This is a genomic window from Streptomyces sp. NPDC025273, from assembly GCF_040638585.1.
Classification (GTDB): Bacteria; Actinomycetota; Actinomycetes; order Streptomycetales; family Streptomycetaceae; genus Streptomyces; species Streptomyces cinereorectus.
The window spans coordinates 326889-342290 of sequence record NZ_JBEZYP010000006.1 but is presented as its reverse complement, the minus strand read 5'-3'; the positions used below and the strand labels follow the sequence as shown (position 1 = coordinate 342290).

13 protein-coding genes and 1 pseudogene are annotated in these 15402 nt (G+C 69.1%); 9 read left to right on the top strand and 5 right to left on the bottom strand.

Annotated features, from left to right (window positions below):
• The first annotated feature begins 27 nt into the window (after window positions 1-27).
• The 8 genes from AB0F38_RS13950 (at window position 28) to AB0F38_RS13915 (ending at window position 11021) form a co-directional block, all read left to right on the top strand.
• Complete coding sequence (locus AB0F38_RS13950) at window positions 28-1494, top strand: non-ribosomal peptide synthetase (RefSeq protein WP_361891550.1); 1467 nt, start codon at window positions 28-30, stop codon at window positions 1492-1494.
• A 79-nt stretch (window positions 1495-1573) separates the two neighbouring features.
• The gene (locus AB0F38_RS13945) at window positions 1574-2299 is read left to right on the top strand and encodes a GPR1/FUN34/YaaH family transporter (protein ID WP_361891489.1); all 726 of its coding nucleotides are present in this window, start codon (window positions 1574-1576) and stop codon (window positions 2297-2299) included.
• 61 nt (window positions 2300-2360) lie between these two features.
• Entirely contained in the window at window positions 2361-3416 is a 1056-nt protein-coding gene (locus tag AB0F38_RS13940) for a hypothetical protein (protein WP_361891486.1), read from the top strand.
• Between the two features lie 164 nt (window positions 3417-3580).
• On the top strand, window positions 3581-4645 hold the full coding sequence (locus AB0F38_RS13935) for a methyltransferase (RefSeq protein ID WP_361891484.1): 1065 nt from the start codon (window positions 3581-3583) through the stop codon (window positions 4643-4645).
• Window positions 4646-4779: 134 nt separating this feature from the next.
• Window positions 4780-5826, top strand: a complete 1047-nt coding sequence (locus AB0F38_RS13930) for a methyltransferase (protein ID WP_361891480.1) — start codon at window positions 4780-4782, stop codon at window positions 5824-5826.
• Window positions 5827-6010: 184 nt separating this feature from the next.
• On the top strand, window positions 6011-7663 hold the full coding sequence (locus AB0F38_RS13925; protein ID WP_361891477.1) for an MFS transporter: 1653 nt from the start codon (window positions 6011-6013) through the stop codon (window positions 7661-7663).
• A 488-nt stretch (window positions 7664-8151) separates the two neighbouring features.
• Entirely contained in the window at window positions 8152-9765 is a 1614-nt protein-coding gene (locus tag AB0F38_RS13920) for a BBE domain-containing protein (RefSeq protein WP_361891475.1), read from the top strand.
• 413 nt (window positions 9766-10178) lie between these two features.
• Window positions 10179-11021, top strand: coding sequence for a methyltransferase domain-containing protein (locus AB0F38_RS13915; RefSeq protein WP_361891472.1), 843 nt, complete (start codon window positions 10179-10181; stop codon window positions 11019-11021).
• Between the two features lie 231 nt (window positions 11022-11252).
• On the opposite strand, the gene AB0F38_RS13910 is transcribed toward AB0F38_RS13915, so the two are convergent.
• The 3 genes from AB0F38_RS13910 to AB0F38_RS13900 form a co-directional block, all read right to left on the bottom strand.
• On the bottom strand, window positions 11253-12188 hold the full coding sequence (locus tag AB0F38_RS13910) for an SDR family oxidoreductase (RefSeq protein WP_361891469.1): 936 nt from the start codon (window positions 12186-12188) through the stop codon (window positions 11253-11255).
• A gap of 419 nt (window positions 12189-12607) precedes the next feature.
• Window positions 12608-12967 carry a hypothetical protein gene (locus tag AB0F38_RS13905; protein WP_361891466.1) on the bottom strand — a complete coding sequence of 120 codons (360 nt, stop codon included), beginning with the start codon at window positions 12965-12967 and terminating at the stop codon, window positions 12608-12610.
• Window positions 12968-13386: 419 nt separating this feature from the next.
• Window positions 13387-13845: a MarR family transcriptional regulator gene (locus AB0F38_RS13900; RefSeq protein WP_361891463.1), complete on the bottom strand. Its 459-nt coding sequence runs from the start codon at window positions 13843-13845 to the stop codon at window positions 13387-13389.
• Between the two features lie 61 nt (window positions 13846-13906).
• On the opposite strand from AB0F38_RS13900, the gene AB0F38_RS13895 reads away from it, so the two are divergent.
• Window positions 13907-14275, top strand: coding sequence for a VOC family protein (locus AB0F38_RS13895; RefSeq protein WP_361891460.1), 369 nt, complete (start codon window positions 13907-13909; stop codon window positions 14273-14275).
• A 35-nt stretch (window positions 14276-14310) separates the two neighbouring features.
• Here the strand turns inward: AB0F38_RS13895 and AB0F38_RS13890 are convergent.
• Both AB0F38_RS13890 and AB0F38_RS13885 read right to left on the bottom strand, forming a co-directional pair.
• Window positions 14311-14430: pseudogene (locus AB0F38_RS13890) on the bottom strand (MerR family DNA-binding transcriptional regulator); the annotation flags it as partial.
• Between the two features lie 22 nt (window positions 14431-14452).
• A complete protein-coding gene (locus tag AB0F38_RS13885; RefSeq protein WP_361891457.1) occupies window positions 14453-15391 on the bottom strand; it encodes an aldo/keto reductase in 939 nt (312 codons plus the stop codon).
• Between the last annotated feature and the right edge of the window lie 11 nt (window positions 15392-15402).

The window sequence follows — 15402 nt, the reverse complement described above, 5'->3', positions numbered from 1 at the left end:
GGTTATCCGGGTGAGCGTGTTGATTTCATGGTTGAGGACTCGGGTGTGTCCCTGGTCCTGGGTTCGGTGGCGGATTTTCCGGACGGAGGCCGTACGGATCGTGTTCCGGCGGTGGGGGATTCGGGTGATGTGGCGTATGTGATTTATACGTCGGGTTCGACGGGTCGTCCGAAGGGGGTGGTGATCGAGCATTCGCAGGTGGTGGCGATGCTGTCGTGGGCTGGGCGGGTGTTCTCGGGTGGTGAGTTGGCGGGGACGCTCGCGGCGACGTCGGTGTCTTTCGATCTTTCGGTGTTCGAGATCTTCGCTCCGTTGTCGGTGGGTGGAACGGTCCATCTGGTTCCGGACAATGCCCTGGACCTGATTGCCAACCCTGGCCGGTATGCCGACGTCACTCTCGTCAACACCGTCCCCTCGGTGGCTCGTGAGCTGCTTGCGGCGGGTGCGATTCCGCCTCGTGCCCGCACGATGAACCTTGCCGGTGAGCCGTTGGCCCCGGGTCTGGTCGCGGAGTTGTACGCGCATCCGGTGATCGATGTCGTGAACAATTTGTACGGGCCGAGCGAGGACACCACGTATTCGACGCACGCGGTCACGGCTCCGGGCGATGTCCGTACGCCGATCGGTGTTCCTGTGGACGGGACGACGGCCCATGTCCTGGACAGCAACCTGCGTCCGGTTCTCCTCGGCGCGGTCGGTGAGTTGTATCTGGCCGGGGCGGGTGTGACCCGTGGCTACCACGCCCGCCCTGCCCTGACCGCGGAGCGTTACCTTCCCGACCCGTTCTCGGCGGACGGCGGCCGGATGTATCGCACGGGTGACCTGGTCCGGTGGCGTCCCGACGGGCAGTTGGACTATCTGGGACGTGCGGACGGGCAGGTGAAGGTCCGTGGCCATCGTGTCGAACTCGGTGAGGTCGAGGAAGTCCTCAGCCGGCACCCGCAGATCAACGGCGCTGTTGTCGTCGCCCGCGAAGACATATCCGGATCACTCCGCCTGGTCGCCTACATCGTCGCCCACGAGCCCGACGGTGATGTTCCCGCCGGTCTGACCTCCTACGCCCGCACCTGGCTCCCCGACTTCATGGTCCCCTCCATCCTTGTCGCCCTCAAGGAGTTCCCCCTCCTCCCCAACGGCAAGATCGACCGGTCCGCTCTCCCCGACCCGGAACCCGGAACCGGCCATGCCTCCTACCGCGCCCCGTCCGGGCGCGCCGAGGAACTGGTCGCCGAGACCTGGCGCGAGGTCCTTGAGGTCACCGATGTCGGCGCGGACGACGACTTCTTCGCCCTCGGCGGCCACTCCCTCCTCGCCACCCGGGTCATCAGCCGGCTGACGGCACGCACCGGCACCGACATACCACTCCACCTCATCTTCGAGCATTCCGTACTCGCCGACCTCGCCGGCCGGTTGCCCGATCCGGCGTCCTGGTCGGCGGCCCCCACCCAGATCCAGCGCATCCGGCGCGTCAGGGGAGGAACGACCGCGGGGTGACATCCGGCCCCTTCCCTCTACCCCGTCCACCCCGCTCCGCCCCTCCCACTTCCGCTCCCTACCAGATCAGGAGAAAGCGATGAAGCAGGAAAAGACGACACTCGACATCCCACCGGCGCCGGTCGCCGAGACCGCTCACACGGCGAGGCCGTCCGCGCCCGTGCCGGACCTGTCCAACGGACCCCGGGCCAACGAGCCCGCCATGCTGGGCTTCGGGGGTTTCCTGCTGGGCTCCATCTCGCTCGCCTTCTACCTGAAGGACGTCAGCATCCCGGCCAACTCCCTGGTGGCCTCGCTGCCCATCATGGTGTTCGCCAGCACCATCATGCTGCTGATGGCCTCGGCCTGGGCGATGCGCCTTGGCGACGGGGTGTTCGCGGCGGTGTACGGCCTGTTCGGGACGTTCTGGCTCAGCTTCTCCATCCTCAGCCTCGCCCTGAACAACAACTGGATGGGAGAATTCGAGAACATCGAACAGCGTCAGGCCACCGCCAACTTCGTCCTGGTGTGGGCCATCGTGATCATCCTGCTGACGCTGACCACCCTGCGCCTGCCACGGGTCTTCACGTTCCTCTTCGTGGTGGTCTCCGCGACCCTGCTCGTTCTGTTCGGCTCGATCGAGCAGGCCATCGACCAGACCGTCAACAACCCCCTGAAGCCCGGCGACCCCTGGCTGATCTACGTCGGGATCACGACGATGTTCCTCTTCATCGTGCTCGGCATGTACATCTTCGCGAGCTTCATGCACCGCGCGACCGGCGCCAAGAACCTCCCCCTCGGCAAGCCGCTGATCAAGGGCCACTGACCGGCACGGGCCCGCTGCACACGGACTCCTGCCGACCCCACGCATACGTAAAGGAGGCACGATGACCGACTACCTGCCCCATGTCGCCACCGTCCCCTTCCCCATGCCGTGCCCGGAAGACCTGCCAGGCGACGCCCCGGCCATCGCGGCGGCGGCCCCCTCCGTCCTCGCCGGGCTGGCCGACGGGGTGGCCGGCCCGGCGCACCGGACCGGTCTCGCCGACATGCTTGCCGCCGTCCGAACCGCTCGCGCGGATCTCGGCCCGGTGCCCAGCACCCTCGTCGTGGACGACCCGAGGGAGTCCCGGCCGAATCTGGACAACGACCTGGCGTTCGGCATAGAGCGGCACCACGGCGACCCCCTCACCCTGTTCGTCGCGGCGGCCCTCAACGCCCATCTCGGCATCCTTGAGATCGCCGAGGAACGGGGTACCGGCTTGGACGAAGCGGCGTGGTACGACCTGATCACGGGCTTCGACACCCTGGTGCGGTGGCCGGCCGATCCCACCCGGCTCCCGGCACCGCTGCCGGTGCCCGCCTGCGTACGGTCGGGGAAACCTGAACCCCTCGACGGGCTCCGGCGCTGGGTCCGCGGCCACCATGTCTTCATGGTGCTCGCGCAGGGCGGCACCCTCGCCGTGAACAGTCTCACGGCGGCGGCCGAGGCGGGCGACGAGAAGGTCGCCGTCACGGCGGCCGCAGTGGCCTCCCGGGTCATGTGGGCCTGCCGCGCCGCACTCCAGTTCGCCGGGGACGCCAGCCCCGACCAGTACCAGGCGGAGATCAGACCCACCCTCATGCCGCCCGTGGCGCCCCCGCAGATGAGCGGGCTGCGCTGGCGGGACCACGAGGCCCTGGTGGTCGCGCTCACCGCGTCGAGCGACGCATGGTCCTGGCTGGCGGAGCGCCGCCCCGGCGCCCTGAGGGACTTCCGGACCGCGCTCGACGCCACGTACGAGTCCCACAAAGGCGTGTGCGGACACTTCGTCGGCAGCCAGTCGCCGAGTCTCCTCGCGACCAGCAGGTCCCACCGGCCCGCGGTCGGCGTCATCGAGCAGTTCCGCCGGCTGCGGGTGGGCTCCCTTCCCGCCGCCCCGCATCCCGACCCCCACAAGTGAACTCCAACACCGCAACCGACCGTTCGACCGCGGGTGCTCCGGGCCCCACAGACACTCCGGACGGACGCGAGCTACTTCCTGACCACCCCGCACATACCACCGGACCGCCGGTACACCCACCAGTGACCGGTAGAACTCACTCACATCCGAGAGGCAGGGCACTCATGACCGAGACCGCATCCACCCAGCACGGCGGGCCCATCGAGCTCGATATGGACGGCCTGTCCCGGATTCTCTTCGGGCACGCTGCCTTCCAGTACCTCAACGCCGCCTGTGAACTGGGTCTTCCGGACCTGGTCGCCGAGAAGCAGGAGCTGACCCGGGACGAGATCCGCGACGCGCTCTCCCTCCAGGACCGCGCCGTCGACATCCTCCTCCTCGGCTGCACCTCGCTCGGCATCCTCGTCAAGCAGGACGGACGGTACCGACTGGCCGGGGTCGTCAAGAACCTCATGGACGAGGGCGACTGGCAGCGCTTCGAGGACACCGTCGCCTTCGAGCAGTACATCGTGTACGAGGGCCAGCTCGACTTCACCGACTCGCTCCGCGAGAACCGCAACGTCGGGCTGCGCCGGGTCCGCGGCTCCGGCCGTGACCTCTACCACCGGCTCGCCGAGAACCCGCACATGGAGCAGGTCTTCTACCGCTACATGCGCTCCTGGTCCGAACTGGCCAACAAGCACCTGGTCCAGGAACTCGACCTCTCCGGCCGCAAGCACCTACTGGACTGCGGCGGCGGCGACGCCGTCAACGCCATCGCCCTGGCCCAGGCCAACCCGGACCTCAAGGTCACCGTCTTCGAGATCCCGGCGTCCGGCACCATCGCCGAGAAGAAGATCGCCCAGGCGGGGGTCGGTGACCAGGTCTCCGTCATCACCGGCGACATGTTCCGCGACCCGCTGCCCACCGGCTGCGACGTGGTGATGTTCGCCCACCAGATGGTCATCTGGACGCCGGAGGAGAACACGGAGCTCCTGCGCCGCGCCTACGAGGTCCTGCCCGAAGGCGGCCAACTGGTCATCTTCAACTCCATGTCCAACGACGAGGGGGACGGTCCCGTCGTCGCCGCACTCGACAGCGTCTACTTCGCCGCACTGCCCGCCGAGGGCGGCATGATCTACTCCTGGGCGACGCACGAGCGGTCCCTGCGGGACGCCGGGTTCAGCACCCTCAAGCGCATCCCCTTCCCGGGCTGGACCCCGCACGGCGTCATCGTCGCCACCAAGTAGGCCCCACCTCCCTCGCACGCGGATTCCACCGGGCCGGCCGCCACGGCGGCCCGGTGGCACCCCGCCCGGCGAGACCCACCGACCACAACAGACCCACGACAACAGCGAACCGCGACGAACAAGGAGGTGACCGCATGCTCCACCCACAACTCCGGGACGACGCCGCACGGATGCGCATGCTGCTCTACGGCCAGCTCGTCTCCAGGGCGGTGTGCACCGCGGTGGAACTCGGTCTGCCGGAGGCACTGGCCGGCGGCCGCCGCTCCGCCGAGGACCTCGCCGGCGAGGTGGCGGCCCACCCCCTCGCCCTGCGCCGGCTGCTCCGCGCGCTCGTCCCCTTCGACGTATTCACCGAGGAGCCGGACGGCACCTTCGCGCTGACCCGCCTCGGCACCACCCTGCTGCCGGACACCCCCGGCACGGCACGCCCCAGCGCCCAGCTGCTCGCCGGTGAAGTCGGCCGTACCTGGGGGGAGTTCGGACACACCGTCCGGACGGGCGACTCGGCGTTCACGCTGATCCACGACTGCGAACTCTTCGAGCACCTGGAGCGGCGACCGGAGCGGCGCGAGGTCTTCGACCGGTCCCAGGAGGCCGGACTGCGACTGGAACTGGACGAGATCTTCGACGCGGTCACCTTCGACCGGTACCCGACGATCGTGGACGTCGGCGGCGGCAACGGCCATCTGATGTGCGAACTGCTGCACCGTACCCCGGGCAGCACCGGCAGCGTCGTCGACCTGCCGGGGACCGTGCAGCTCGCCGAGAAACGCATCGTGGAAGGGGGTCTCACCGACCGTTGCACCGCCGTCGCGGGCGACTTCTTCAGCGGCGTCACACCCGGCGCGGATCTCTACATCCTCAGCCACATCCTGCACGACTGGGGCGACGACAGCGCGGTCTCCATCCTCCGCACCTGTGCCGCAGCCATGCCCGCGCACGGTCGGATCATGGTGATCGACCTGCTCACCGACGCCGCCGCCGACGACCGGGGCGGACGCCACCGGCTCCCTGCCCTCATGGACCTCTACATGCTCTCCCTCTTCGGTGCGGCGGGCGGCCAGGAGCGCACCGGCGGAGAGTTCACCACGCTGCTCACGGCCGCCGGACTCGAACCTGAGGAGACCAGGGTGCTGCCCAGCGGAATGGGCGTCATCACGGCCCGGCCGCGCGCCACCTGACAGGTGCCGCGCTCCGCCCGACGGGTCGTCGGCACCCGCCCCGCCACCGGCCCGCCCGCACCGCACGGACGTCGGTCCGGTGGGCCCGACCCACCACCCGCCGGGGCCGAAAACCGCTCCCAGGGCGGCCATGGACCGGTCAGATGGGTGTATCACCCTTTCGTCGCTGGATAGGCACTCCCACATGACTCACGACTCCACCGCCGCCGTGCCCGCCCGCGCCGGCAAACGCGAATGGACAGCCCTCAGTGTCCTCGCCCTGCCGGCGCTGCTCATCAGCCTCGACAACACGGTGCTGCACCTGGCGGTTCCGCATCTCAGCGGGAGCATCGACCCCAGCGGACTGCAGCTGCTGTGGATCGTCGACATCTACAGCTTCCTGATCGCCGGTCTGCTCGTCATCGCGGGCACGCTCGGTGACCGGTTCGGCCGTCGTCGGCTGCTGCTGGTCGGGGCGGCCGGCTTCGGACTGGCCTCCGTTCTCACGGCGTTCTCCTCCAGTGCGGAGATGCTGATCGTCAGCCGGGCGCTGCTCGGCATAGCCGGGGCGACCCTGATGCCGTCCTCGATGTCCCTGATCCGCAACATGTTCCTGGACTCGCGCCAGCGGTCCGTCGCCTTCAGTGTCTGGATCGCCTGCTTCCTGGTGGGAGGGGCGCTCGGTCCCCTGGTCGGCGGTGCGATGCTGGAATACTTCTGGTGGGGATCGGTCTTCCTGCTGAGCGTGCCCGCGATGGTGCTGCTGCTGATCCTGGGGCCGGTGCTGCTCCCGGAGTACCGGGACCCGAACCCCGGCAGGATCGACCCCGCGAGCGTCCTGCTGCTGGTGGTGTCCCTGCTGGCGACGGTGTACGGGCTCAAGTCGCTGGCCGGCAAGGGGTTCGACGTCCTGCCGATGGTGCTGCTGCCGGCCGGGCTGGGTCTGGCCGTGGTCTTCGCGGTACGACAGCGGCGCCTCACCCATCCCCTGCTGGACCCCGCCCTGTTCCGCGAGCGCACTTTCTCCGTCTCCCTCACCACCATGAGCCTCGCCCTCTTCGTGATGTCGGGATCGCAGTTCTTCGTCGCGCAGTACCTCCAGATGGTGGTGGGGCTGTCGCCACTGGAGACGGGGCTGGCGTCGCTGCCCGGCAGTGTCGGCGGGGTGGCGGGTGCCCTTCTGGCCCCGGTGGCGCTGCGCTGGACGCGGTCCGCGTACGTGATGACGGGGGGGCTCGCCATGGCCGTGATCGGTTTTGCCGTACTGACCCAGGTCGGGACGGAGGGCGGACTGGTCCCGGTGATGATCGCGCTGGGGATGCTCAACTTCGGTGTGGCACCGACCATCGCGCTCGGCACCGACATGATGATCGAGTCCGCGCCGCCCGAGAAGGCCGGGGCAGTCTCCGCGATCTCCGAGACCTGCCAAGAACTCGGACTGGGCATGGGCATCGCGATCCTCGGCAGCGTCGGGACCGCCGTGTACCGCGCCGAGGTCTCGGACACCCTGCCCGCAGGCGTGGCCTCCCGGGCCCAGGACACCATCGGTTCGGCTGTGTACGAGGCCGGACGGCTGCCGCACGAGGTCGGCACGGCGGTCCTCGACGCAGCCCGGGAGGCGTTCACCGACAGCCTCTTCTACGTCAGCGTGATCTGCATGGTGGTCACGCTGCTGGTCGTGGTGAGCATCGCGGTGCTGCGCCCGACGCCGGAGGGTCATGGCCTCGACGACGCCGACGAGTGGGACGGCCCCGGCGGCGCCGGGGGTTCCGTCGCGCACGAGTCCCTGAAAGGGATCGACTCGTCGGCGCGTGACGCCGGCCGCCGGACAGCGGCACCGGATGACCGGAGCCATTGACCGACAACACCGGCCGGTGCCGCCGAGCGGAGCCACCGGCGGTCACCGACCGGGCTGGTGAAGCGGGCTCGTGGACCGGGATCACCGAGCGGCGTCGCCGGACCGGGTCGCTCACCGCGAGACGCACGGCCCACGGGGATATTCCGTCTTCGGGAAAGTGATGGCGCGGGGCCCTGCCCCGCGCCTGCCGCGTTCCGACGTCCCCTCATCGCGCGGCATTTGACCGGAGGATACCGGCCGACCCGTCGCCCGCGTCGCACCCCCATGAGCCCGGGGTGCGAGTGGATTCCCGCAATTCGCCCGCGAAAGGAGATTCGGGGAAACTCGGCCCGGTCGGGAGTCCTTCAGGATTGGATTATTTGTTAAAACTGACACGTTTCAACTCCCCTGCTATGACATAGGCTTCCGATCTGCCGATGTCGGGCCAGTCGGTGAACGGTCAAGATCGAGTTGTGCCCAATTCCCGTTCGAAGCGAGGAGTCGCGTCAATGTCTGAACTGAACCGCCGGGGATTACTTACTCGTGCCGGACTCGTCGGGGCCGGTCTGGTCTCGGCGGACTTCTTAGCCGGAGGCCGCACCGCGGTCGCGGCGGGGACGAGCGCCGGAGAGTGCACACCGGCGTTCGACGCCGTCACCGTGCAGCCCGGGGATTCCCGGTACGAGAGCTTCATGCGCGCGCACAACACCCGCTTCAGCAACCGGCCGGACCAGGTCACCATCGCGACCTCCTCCGACCAGGTCGCCGAGGCGCTCGGCCGCGCCGTCGCGGCCGGCCGGCAGGTCGCGGTCCGCTCCGGCGGCCACTGCCTGGAGAACTTCACGACGTACTCCGGGGTCGAGGAACTCATCGACCTCTCGCAGATGTCGGACGTCTACTACGACGAGCGCCGGTGCGCCTTCGCCGTGGGTCCCGGCGCGATCGTGGCCCCGACGCAGAACACGCTCTTCAAGGGCTGGGGCGTGACGATACCCTCGGCGGGCTGCTCGGAAGTGGGCCTCGGCGGGCACATACTCGGCGGCGGCTACAACTTCTTCTCCCGCATCCACGGAGTCGCCGTCGACCACCTCTACGCCGTCGAGGTGGTCGTGGTGGGCGCCGACGGGCAGCCCCGCACCGTCGTGGCGACCCGTCGGCAGGACGACCCCAACCGTGACCTGTGGTGGGCGCACACGGGTGGTGGCGGTGGCAACTTCGGCATCGTCACGCGGTACTGGATGCGTACGCCCGGAGTGGACTCCACCGACCCCGGTCAGCTCCTGCCCCGTGGCTCGAACCAGCGCGTACGGAACGTGCAGTGGTCGTGGGACAACCTGTCGCCGCAGGCGTTCAAGACGCTCGTGCGGAACTACTCCCAGTGGTACGAGCGCAACAGTGCCCCGGGGGCCCAGGAGGTCCAGGTGTGGGCCTCGTTCTCCGCCTCGCACCAGGCCGCCGGCGTGATCGGCCTGATGGCCGGTGTCTCGAAGGACGTCCCGGGCGGCGAGGCCCTGCTCGACGGGCTCTTCGAGGCGACCACCGCCGGAGCCGGTGTCACGTCCGTCTCCGACTCACGGTACGAACTGCCGTGGCTCGACCGGGACAACTGGTACTGGGGTCCCCCCGGACGCCAGAAGGACAAGACGTCGGACCTCAAGAAGAGCTACACCGACGAGCAGTTGGACACGATCTACGCTTATCTGACCGACGACTCCATCAGCAATCCGGGCGCGCAGGTGAACCTGGCCGCCCTCGGCGGGAAGATCAACTCGATACGTCCCGACGCGACCGCCTACGTCCACCGGGACTCGATCCTGCGCGTCTACTTCACTCCCGGTGTGTGGCGCGCGGAGGCCGACGACGCCACGCACGTCGGGTGGGTGCGCAGGCTCTACCGCGACGTCTACCGCAACACCGGCGGTGTTCCGGTGCCGGACGCCATCAACGCCGGGGCGTACATCAACTATCCGGACGTCGACCTCGCCGACCCGGAGTGGAACACCTCCAGCACCCCGTGGCACGGCCTGTACTACGGCGCCAACTACGCGCGGCTCCAGCGGGTCAAGTCGGCCTACGACCCGCGTGACGTGTTCCACCACGCGCTGTCGATCCGGCCCGCCTGATCCGGCATCGGTACGGTGTGCCCGCCGGCCGGCCTCGTCCGGCCGGCGGGCACACCCCACCCCCTTTCGGCGGGGTCCGTGTGCCGTCCGACAGGTGCGCCCGCGCGTCCGGCGACGGGAACTCCCGGCCGACCGCAAAAGCGCACCGGATTGTCCGGTAGTCGAATTCGGGAAATTCGCCCATTCCCTTCCGCCGTACCGATTTCTTTCGGCCATAGGAATGCGAACGGGAGTGATCCGGGCCGCCTTGACACTCCGCTCCCGTCATGAGTTGGTTTACGCGTCAAAGAAAGTTTTCGAGCACCCCGGGAAGCCTCCGGCCTCGTACTTCCGCACCGGACCCTGGCGGCCCCGTCGGTGGTCCGGCCGAGTGTCCGGGGTCAAGGTGTCGCAGACACGACAAGGAGATCGAGATGGCTGCCGAGATGTCCGGCGTCGACAATGTCGCGAGTTTCTACGAGGGCCTCGGCCAGGTTCTCAATATCGCCTGGGGCGAGAATCTGCACTATGGCTACTGGGAGAACGACGCCGACGACAGCGCGGTCGAGGTCGCCACGGCCCGGCTCACCGACCTGCTGATCAGCATGCTCGACCCCGCGCCCGGCGCCGCCGTGCTCGACATCGGTTGCGGTGTCGGCAAACCCGCTCTCCAGCTCGTCGAGGCCAGGAACACGCATGTCACCGGCATCGCGATCAGTGACGTCGAGGTGAAGCAGGCCACCGGCCGCGCCGCCGAGGCGGGCCGGTCGGACCTGACCACCTTCCGGAACGCTGACGTGAGGGAACTGCCGTTCGGCGACGACTCGTTCGACGGCGCCTGGGCGGTCGAGTCCCTGCTCCATGTGCCGGACCGGGGCCGGGCGCTCGCCGAGACGGCCAGGGTACTGCGCCCCGGCGGGCGGCTGGTGATCGCCGACACCGTCGAGCGCCCGCCGGTGGGTCCCGAGGCCCGCGCGGTTCTCGACGAGATCTGCGCCTCGTACCACGTGAGTGCCTACGCCACCGCCGACGAGTACAACGGACTGCTCGCCGCGAACGGGTTCGTCGACATCGACATCCGTGACATCAGCGACAAGGTCGTCCGGACCGGGGTGATCATGGCCGATGCGGTCGAGGCCCGGCGCGACGAACTGGCCCGGATCGACGGGCCGGAGCCGGTCGACCAGTACATCGGCCTCATGCGTCGCGCGGCGGCCAGCCCGGGGATCGGGTATCTGGTGATCGCCGCGACGCTGGATCCGGCGTCCGGTTCCTGATCGCGTCCGGCGCACGCCCGCTGCCCGGTATCCCTCCGTCACAAGGGGTACCGGGCAGTCATGCTGCCGACCTCGCTGCCCCGGCCCCCGGGGGAGGCGGCCACTCGCGTGTGTCCCAGGGCCCGGGAGCCCGCTCCCGCGCCTGTGCGTCCGCTCCGCGGCGCGGGGCGCATCGTCCGGGCGGGTGAACCACCGACCGCCTTCAGCGACCCGGCCCGGAAAGGGCGCCCGTCACCGGTAGCCGGACGCGTCGGCGGGCTTGCCCGCCTCCTCCACCTCGACCAGATAGCGCCAGCAGTCGGGGCGCGAGCCGTCGAGGTCGGTGAAGCCGTACTCCTGCGCGAGCTGCCCGCTGGACACCGACTGGCCGTTCCAGCGCGCGACATCCGCGTCGCCCGCCAGCGCCGCGACCGCGCGTCCCACGTACGAAGGGCTCTCCGAGATGCAGAAGTGCGGCACCTCGGTCAGCGCGTCGCGCCAGGTCTCCTCCGTGACGCCGAGCGTCTCGAGCATCATCTCCGAACGCATCCAGCCCGGCGTGAGCGTCACCGCCGTTCCGCCGTACGACTTCAGCTCGTGCGCGAGCACGAACCCCATGCGCAGCACACTGTTCTTGACCAGGTCGTAGAAGTACGAATTGCGGTAGCGGCTGCCGTTGTACGCGGAGGTCCCGTCGGTCATCTCCACCACGAGCCCGCCGGGCTGACGCACCAGCAGCGGCAGCAGGAAGTGGCTGGAGATCGCATGGGTGTCCACGCCGAGCCGCATCAGCCGCAGTCCTTTGTCGAGATCGTGCTCCCACACCTTCTTGTCGAACTCGAACAGCCGCTCACCGCCCCAGACATCGTTGACCAGCACGTCGAGCCGCCCCTGCTCGGCGTCGACGCGCTCGGCCAGCGCACGGACCTGCTCGGGCACCAGGTGGTCGGTGGGCACGGCGATCCCGGTCCCGCCCGCCTTGGTGACCAGCTCCGCGGTGTCCTCGATCGTCTCGGACCGGTTGTACTCCGATCGGCGTTCCCGAGTCGTACGGCCGGTGACGTAGACCGTCGCACCCGCCGCGCCCAGCTGGACGGCGATGGCTCGTCCGGCTCCCCGCGTCGCACCCGCGACCAGCGCGATCTTCCCCTGGAGGTCCGGAGCCGGTGTGTCGGACATGAGTCCCATGGAGTTCCCTTATCTGTCTGCGCGTTTCTGGCCCGCGTTCGTCGTCGACGTGGGCTGCTTCACACCATGATCACCTCCTAACCCGACAACCTCTGTCGTCATTTCCGGCCGATCTCCGTGAGCGGGGTGAAAGAGACGGACCACCGCGCCGGCCGGACGAGTCACGGGCCGCGCACTCGGGGACGTACCTGGACCTTGCCCTGGCGCCCACGGACAGCGGGCCTCCACCGGTGAGGCCGCTGATGTCGATCACCTGCTTCACCCCGTCGTAGGGGGCTCGGGACCACGGGCGCTCGTCGCCGATCGACGACGTGGACGGGGATGCCCATCCGCGTCCACCGCGCTGCCGCGCCGGGGAGCGGAGCGAGCGCAGCACACGCACCGGCGAAGCGCCGACCGCACGGGCTCGCCAGGCCGGCTCAGCGGGCGGCCTCCACCGGTACGCGTCCGTGCAGTTGGAAGTACATCTGCTGCGCGGACTCCGCCGGTCCGATCGAAAATCGCTTGACCACCTTTCCGATCGGATTCCAGACCCGGCCGTCGGGCATGCGGATACCTACCAACTGGCCGAAGAGCTCCTGCTGCGCACGGTCGAAGTTCACCCACTCGGCGCCGGCCCGCCGTACGAACACCTCACCCACGTAGGAGCCCAGCCAGAACAGCTCACGCGCCACGTTCCCCTGCTCCGGCCCCGCAGCGCGCAGTCCGTCGGTGATGCGGTCCACCACCCGCAGACTCGCTACCGAGTAATCCAGCGGCAACCGGTTCCGTATGGTCACCCTCCTGATGAACTCGGCCACGCCCCCGCGCATCTGATGGGCCGACAGGACATGTCTCTTATCCCCGATCGAATCCACTGCAGCCCCCCACGTTTCGTTCACTCCGGGCCCCGCACGGGCACCCGGGAGGGAGCCGTTCCTGCTCCCTCCCCGCAACCAAGCGAAACGATGGCCGCAAACGTCACAGCACCAGCAGGCATGCGGAGGAGGGGGAGGGATCCGGCGCCCGGTCCGAGCTCCATGCCCGCCATCCGCGCACCACCGGCGCGCGGGAGCCGACGGTGGCTGGAAAGGGGCTCATCGGCTCATCGCAGAAGAGGGTGCGGTCGGGGTCTGTCGGTCTTCGAGGTCGCCGACACGGTTCTTCATGCTTTGCTGCACTCCTGTCGGGGCGCGGCGAGACGTGCGCCGGGAACGAGCTATGCGCCGTCGTCGCCGTCACGCAGGGAATGGATCATGCTCTGCAGGATCCGGAGCGCGCCCGACTGCTCGGCCTCGGTCAGGCCGGCCAGCATCCTGACCTCGACGGACCGAACCGCCACGGTCGCCTCCTCCAGGCTCCGTCGGCCCCGAGGCGTGAGCCGCGTGGGAAGGACCCTTCCGACGGGTGCCTCCGCAGGCCTGGTCACGTAGCCCTCCCGTTCCAGGGCCTGGAGCAGCACGTTCATCGACTGCCGTGTCACGAATGCGCCCCGCGCGAGCTCGGAGTTCGACAAGCCCGGTCGCTGAGCCAGCAGCTCCAGGCAGGAGTAGTGCGTCACGCTCATCCCGAGCGGCCGCAGCACCGCCTCCATGGCTGCGCGGAGCGCGCTCGACGCCTCTTTCAGCAGGTAACCCAGTGACGTCTCCAGGTCGACGCCGACACCGTTTTGACTCATGTCAGAATTCTGACATAGATTGCCCATGTCAGAAAACTGACACGAATGAAGGAGCATCATCGTGCCCGCCACCGGCCCCGACTTCATCTCGCTCCAAGCGCGCGACCTCGACGCCTCGCAGGCGTTCTACGAGCAGTACCTCGGCCTGGTCCGCTCGCAGGCCGGACCTCCGCACGCCGTCGTCTTCGAGACGAAGCCGATCGCGTTCGCACTCCGCGACGTCGTTCCCGGCACCGACCTCGCATCCGTGGCCCAGCCCGGCATCGGTGCCGCGATCTGGCTCCACGCCACAGACGTCCAGGCCATTCACGATGCTCTCGTCGCCGACGGTCACACCATCGTCTCCGCACCGGTGGACGGCCCTTTCGGTCGGACATTCACCTTCGCCGACCCCGACGGTTACCATGTCACTCTTCACGACCACGCCTGACACGCCCCACGCCGCCGGACGATCACCGGTCCGGTTCGTGACCCGCCCGCGGAGCGCCGGATCGGGCCGGTCAGCCCTTCGCGCTCGTAGCGGCGCAACGTGTCGATGGAGACACCGGTGCGGTCGGCGGCCCTCGCCGGGGTGAGGGTGGTCACGGGGCTCGTTCGGTGACTGCCGCTACCGCGCCTCGGCGAAGCGCGCCATGTGCTCGTCGCTGAGCCGAACATGGCGTGCGGCGAGTGCCTGCTCGATCTGCTCCACCCGGCTCGCGCCGACGATGGGATCGATGCCGTGGCGCATCAGCCATGCCAGTACGACCTGGTTCCTTGTGGTCGAGAGCTCGCCGGCGACGTCGTCGAGGACCGCGAGCACCTGGGCCGTCCCGGGGTGATCATAAGTGTGCGGAAGCGGCTTGTCCGCGCGCGTGTACGAACCCCACATCAGTGAGGTGTACGACCACACGGCGAGCCCCTCCGAGCGTGCGAGGTCCAAGTCCTCCGCGGTGAGCATACGGTGGCCGGTCTCCGCGACGGGGGTGAGCGGGCGCGGCTGGACGAGTGAGTGGCGCAGTTGCAGGGCCGTCCACGGTTCCACGTGCTGCTCCCGCGCGAGTGACCGGGCGCGCTCGACGCGCCAGGCGGCATGGTTCGCCGCCCCGACCCGCAAGGCCACCCCCTTCGCGACCAGTTCACCGAAGGCGCCGACCGTTTCGCCCAGCGGCACCGTGCGGTCCTCGGCGTGGGCCCAGAGCATGTCGATGTGATCGACGCCCAGACGTTCCAGGCTCCCCTTCACACCGGCGTGCACGGCGCCGGCGGAGAGTCCTTCGGCGCCTTTCGGATGGGAGTGCGGAACGAGCGGGTTGTGCCGGACCTTCGTCGCGATCCGCACCGCGTCGCGCGCGCCCGGGCGCGCCTTGAGCCACGCGCCGATGACGCGCTCGCTGGCGCCGCCGACGCCACTGGGGTCGGTCCAGAACGAGTAGCAGTTCGCGGTGTCGAGCCAGACACCGCCGCCGGCGACGAAGGAGTCGAGGACCGCGAAGGCCCGGTCGGGGTCGACGCGTGTACCGAAGTCCATGGTCCCGAGGACGATCTGAGGGTCTGTGGTGTTCATGCTGCCCATGC

What these genes read in the sequence shown, in the direction of transcription:
- AB0F38_RS13950 (WP_361891550.1), top strand. Translation starts at nt 28, where the DNA reads ATGGTTGAGGACTCGGGTGTGTCCCTGGTCCTGGGTTCGGTGGCGGAT.
- AB0F38_RS13945 (WP_361891489.1), top strand. Translation starts at nt 1,574, where the DNA reads ATGAAGCAGGAAAAGACGACACTCGACATCCCACCGGCGCCGGTCGCC.
- AB0F38_RS13940 (WP_361891486.1), top strand. Translation starts at nt 2,361, where the DNA reads ATGACCGACTACCTGCCCCATGTCGCCACCGTCCCCTTCCCCATGCCG.
- AB0F38_RS13935 (WP_361891484.1), top strand. Translation starts at nt 3,581, where the DNA reads ATGACCGAGACCGCATCCACCCAGCACGGCGGGCCCATCGAGCTCGAT.
- AB0F38_RS13930 (WP_361891480.1), top strand. Translation starts at nt 4,780, where the DNA reads ATGCTCCACCCACAACTCCGGGACGACGCCGCACGGATGCGCATGCTG.
- AB0F38_RS13925 (WP_361891477.1), top strand. Translation starts at nt 6,011, where the DNA reads ATGACTCACGACTCCACCGCCGCCGTGCCCGCCCGCGCCGGCAAACGC.
- AB0F38_RS13920 (WP_361891475.1), top strand. Translation starts at nt 8,152, where the DNA reads ATGTCTGAACTGAACCGCCGGGGATTACTTACTCGTGCCGGACTCGTC.
- AB0F38_RS13915 (WP_361891472.1), top strand. Translation starts at nt 10,179, where the DNA reads ATGGCTGCCGAGATGTCCGGCGTCGACAATGTCGCGAGTTTCTACGAG.
- AB0F38_RS13910 (WP_361891469.1), bottom strand. Translation starts at nt 12,188, where the DNA reads ATGGGACTCATGTCCGACACACCGGCTCCGGACCTCCAGGGGAAGATC.
- AB0F38_RS13900 (WP_361891463.1), bottom strand. Translation starts at nt 13,845, where the DNA reads ATGAGTCAAAACGGTGTCGGCGTCGACCTGGAGACGTCACTGGGTTAC.
- AB0F38_RS13885 (WP_361891457.1), bottom strand. Translation starts at nt 15,391, where the DNA reads ATGAACACCACAGACCCTCAGATCGTCCTCGGGACCATGGACTTCGGT.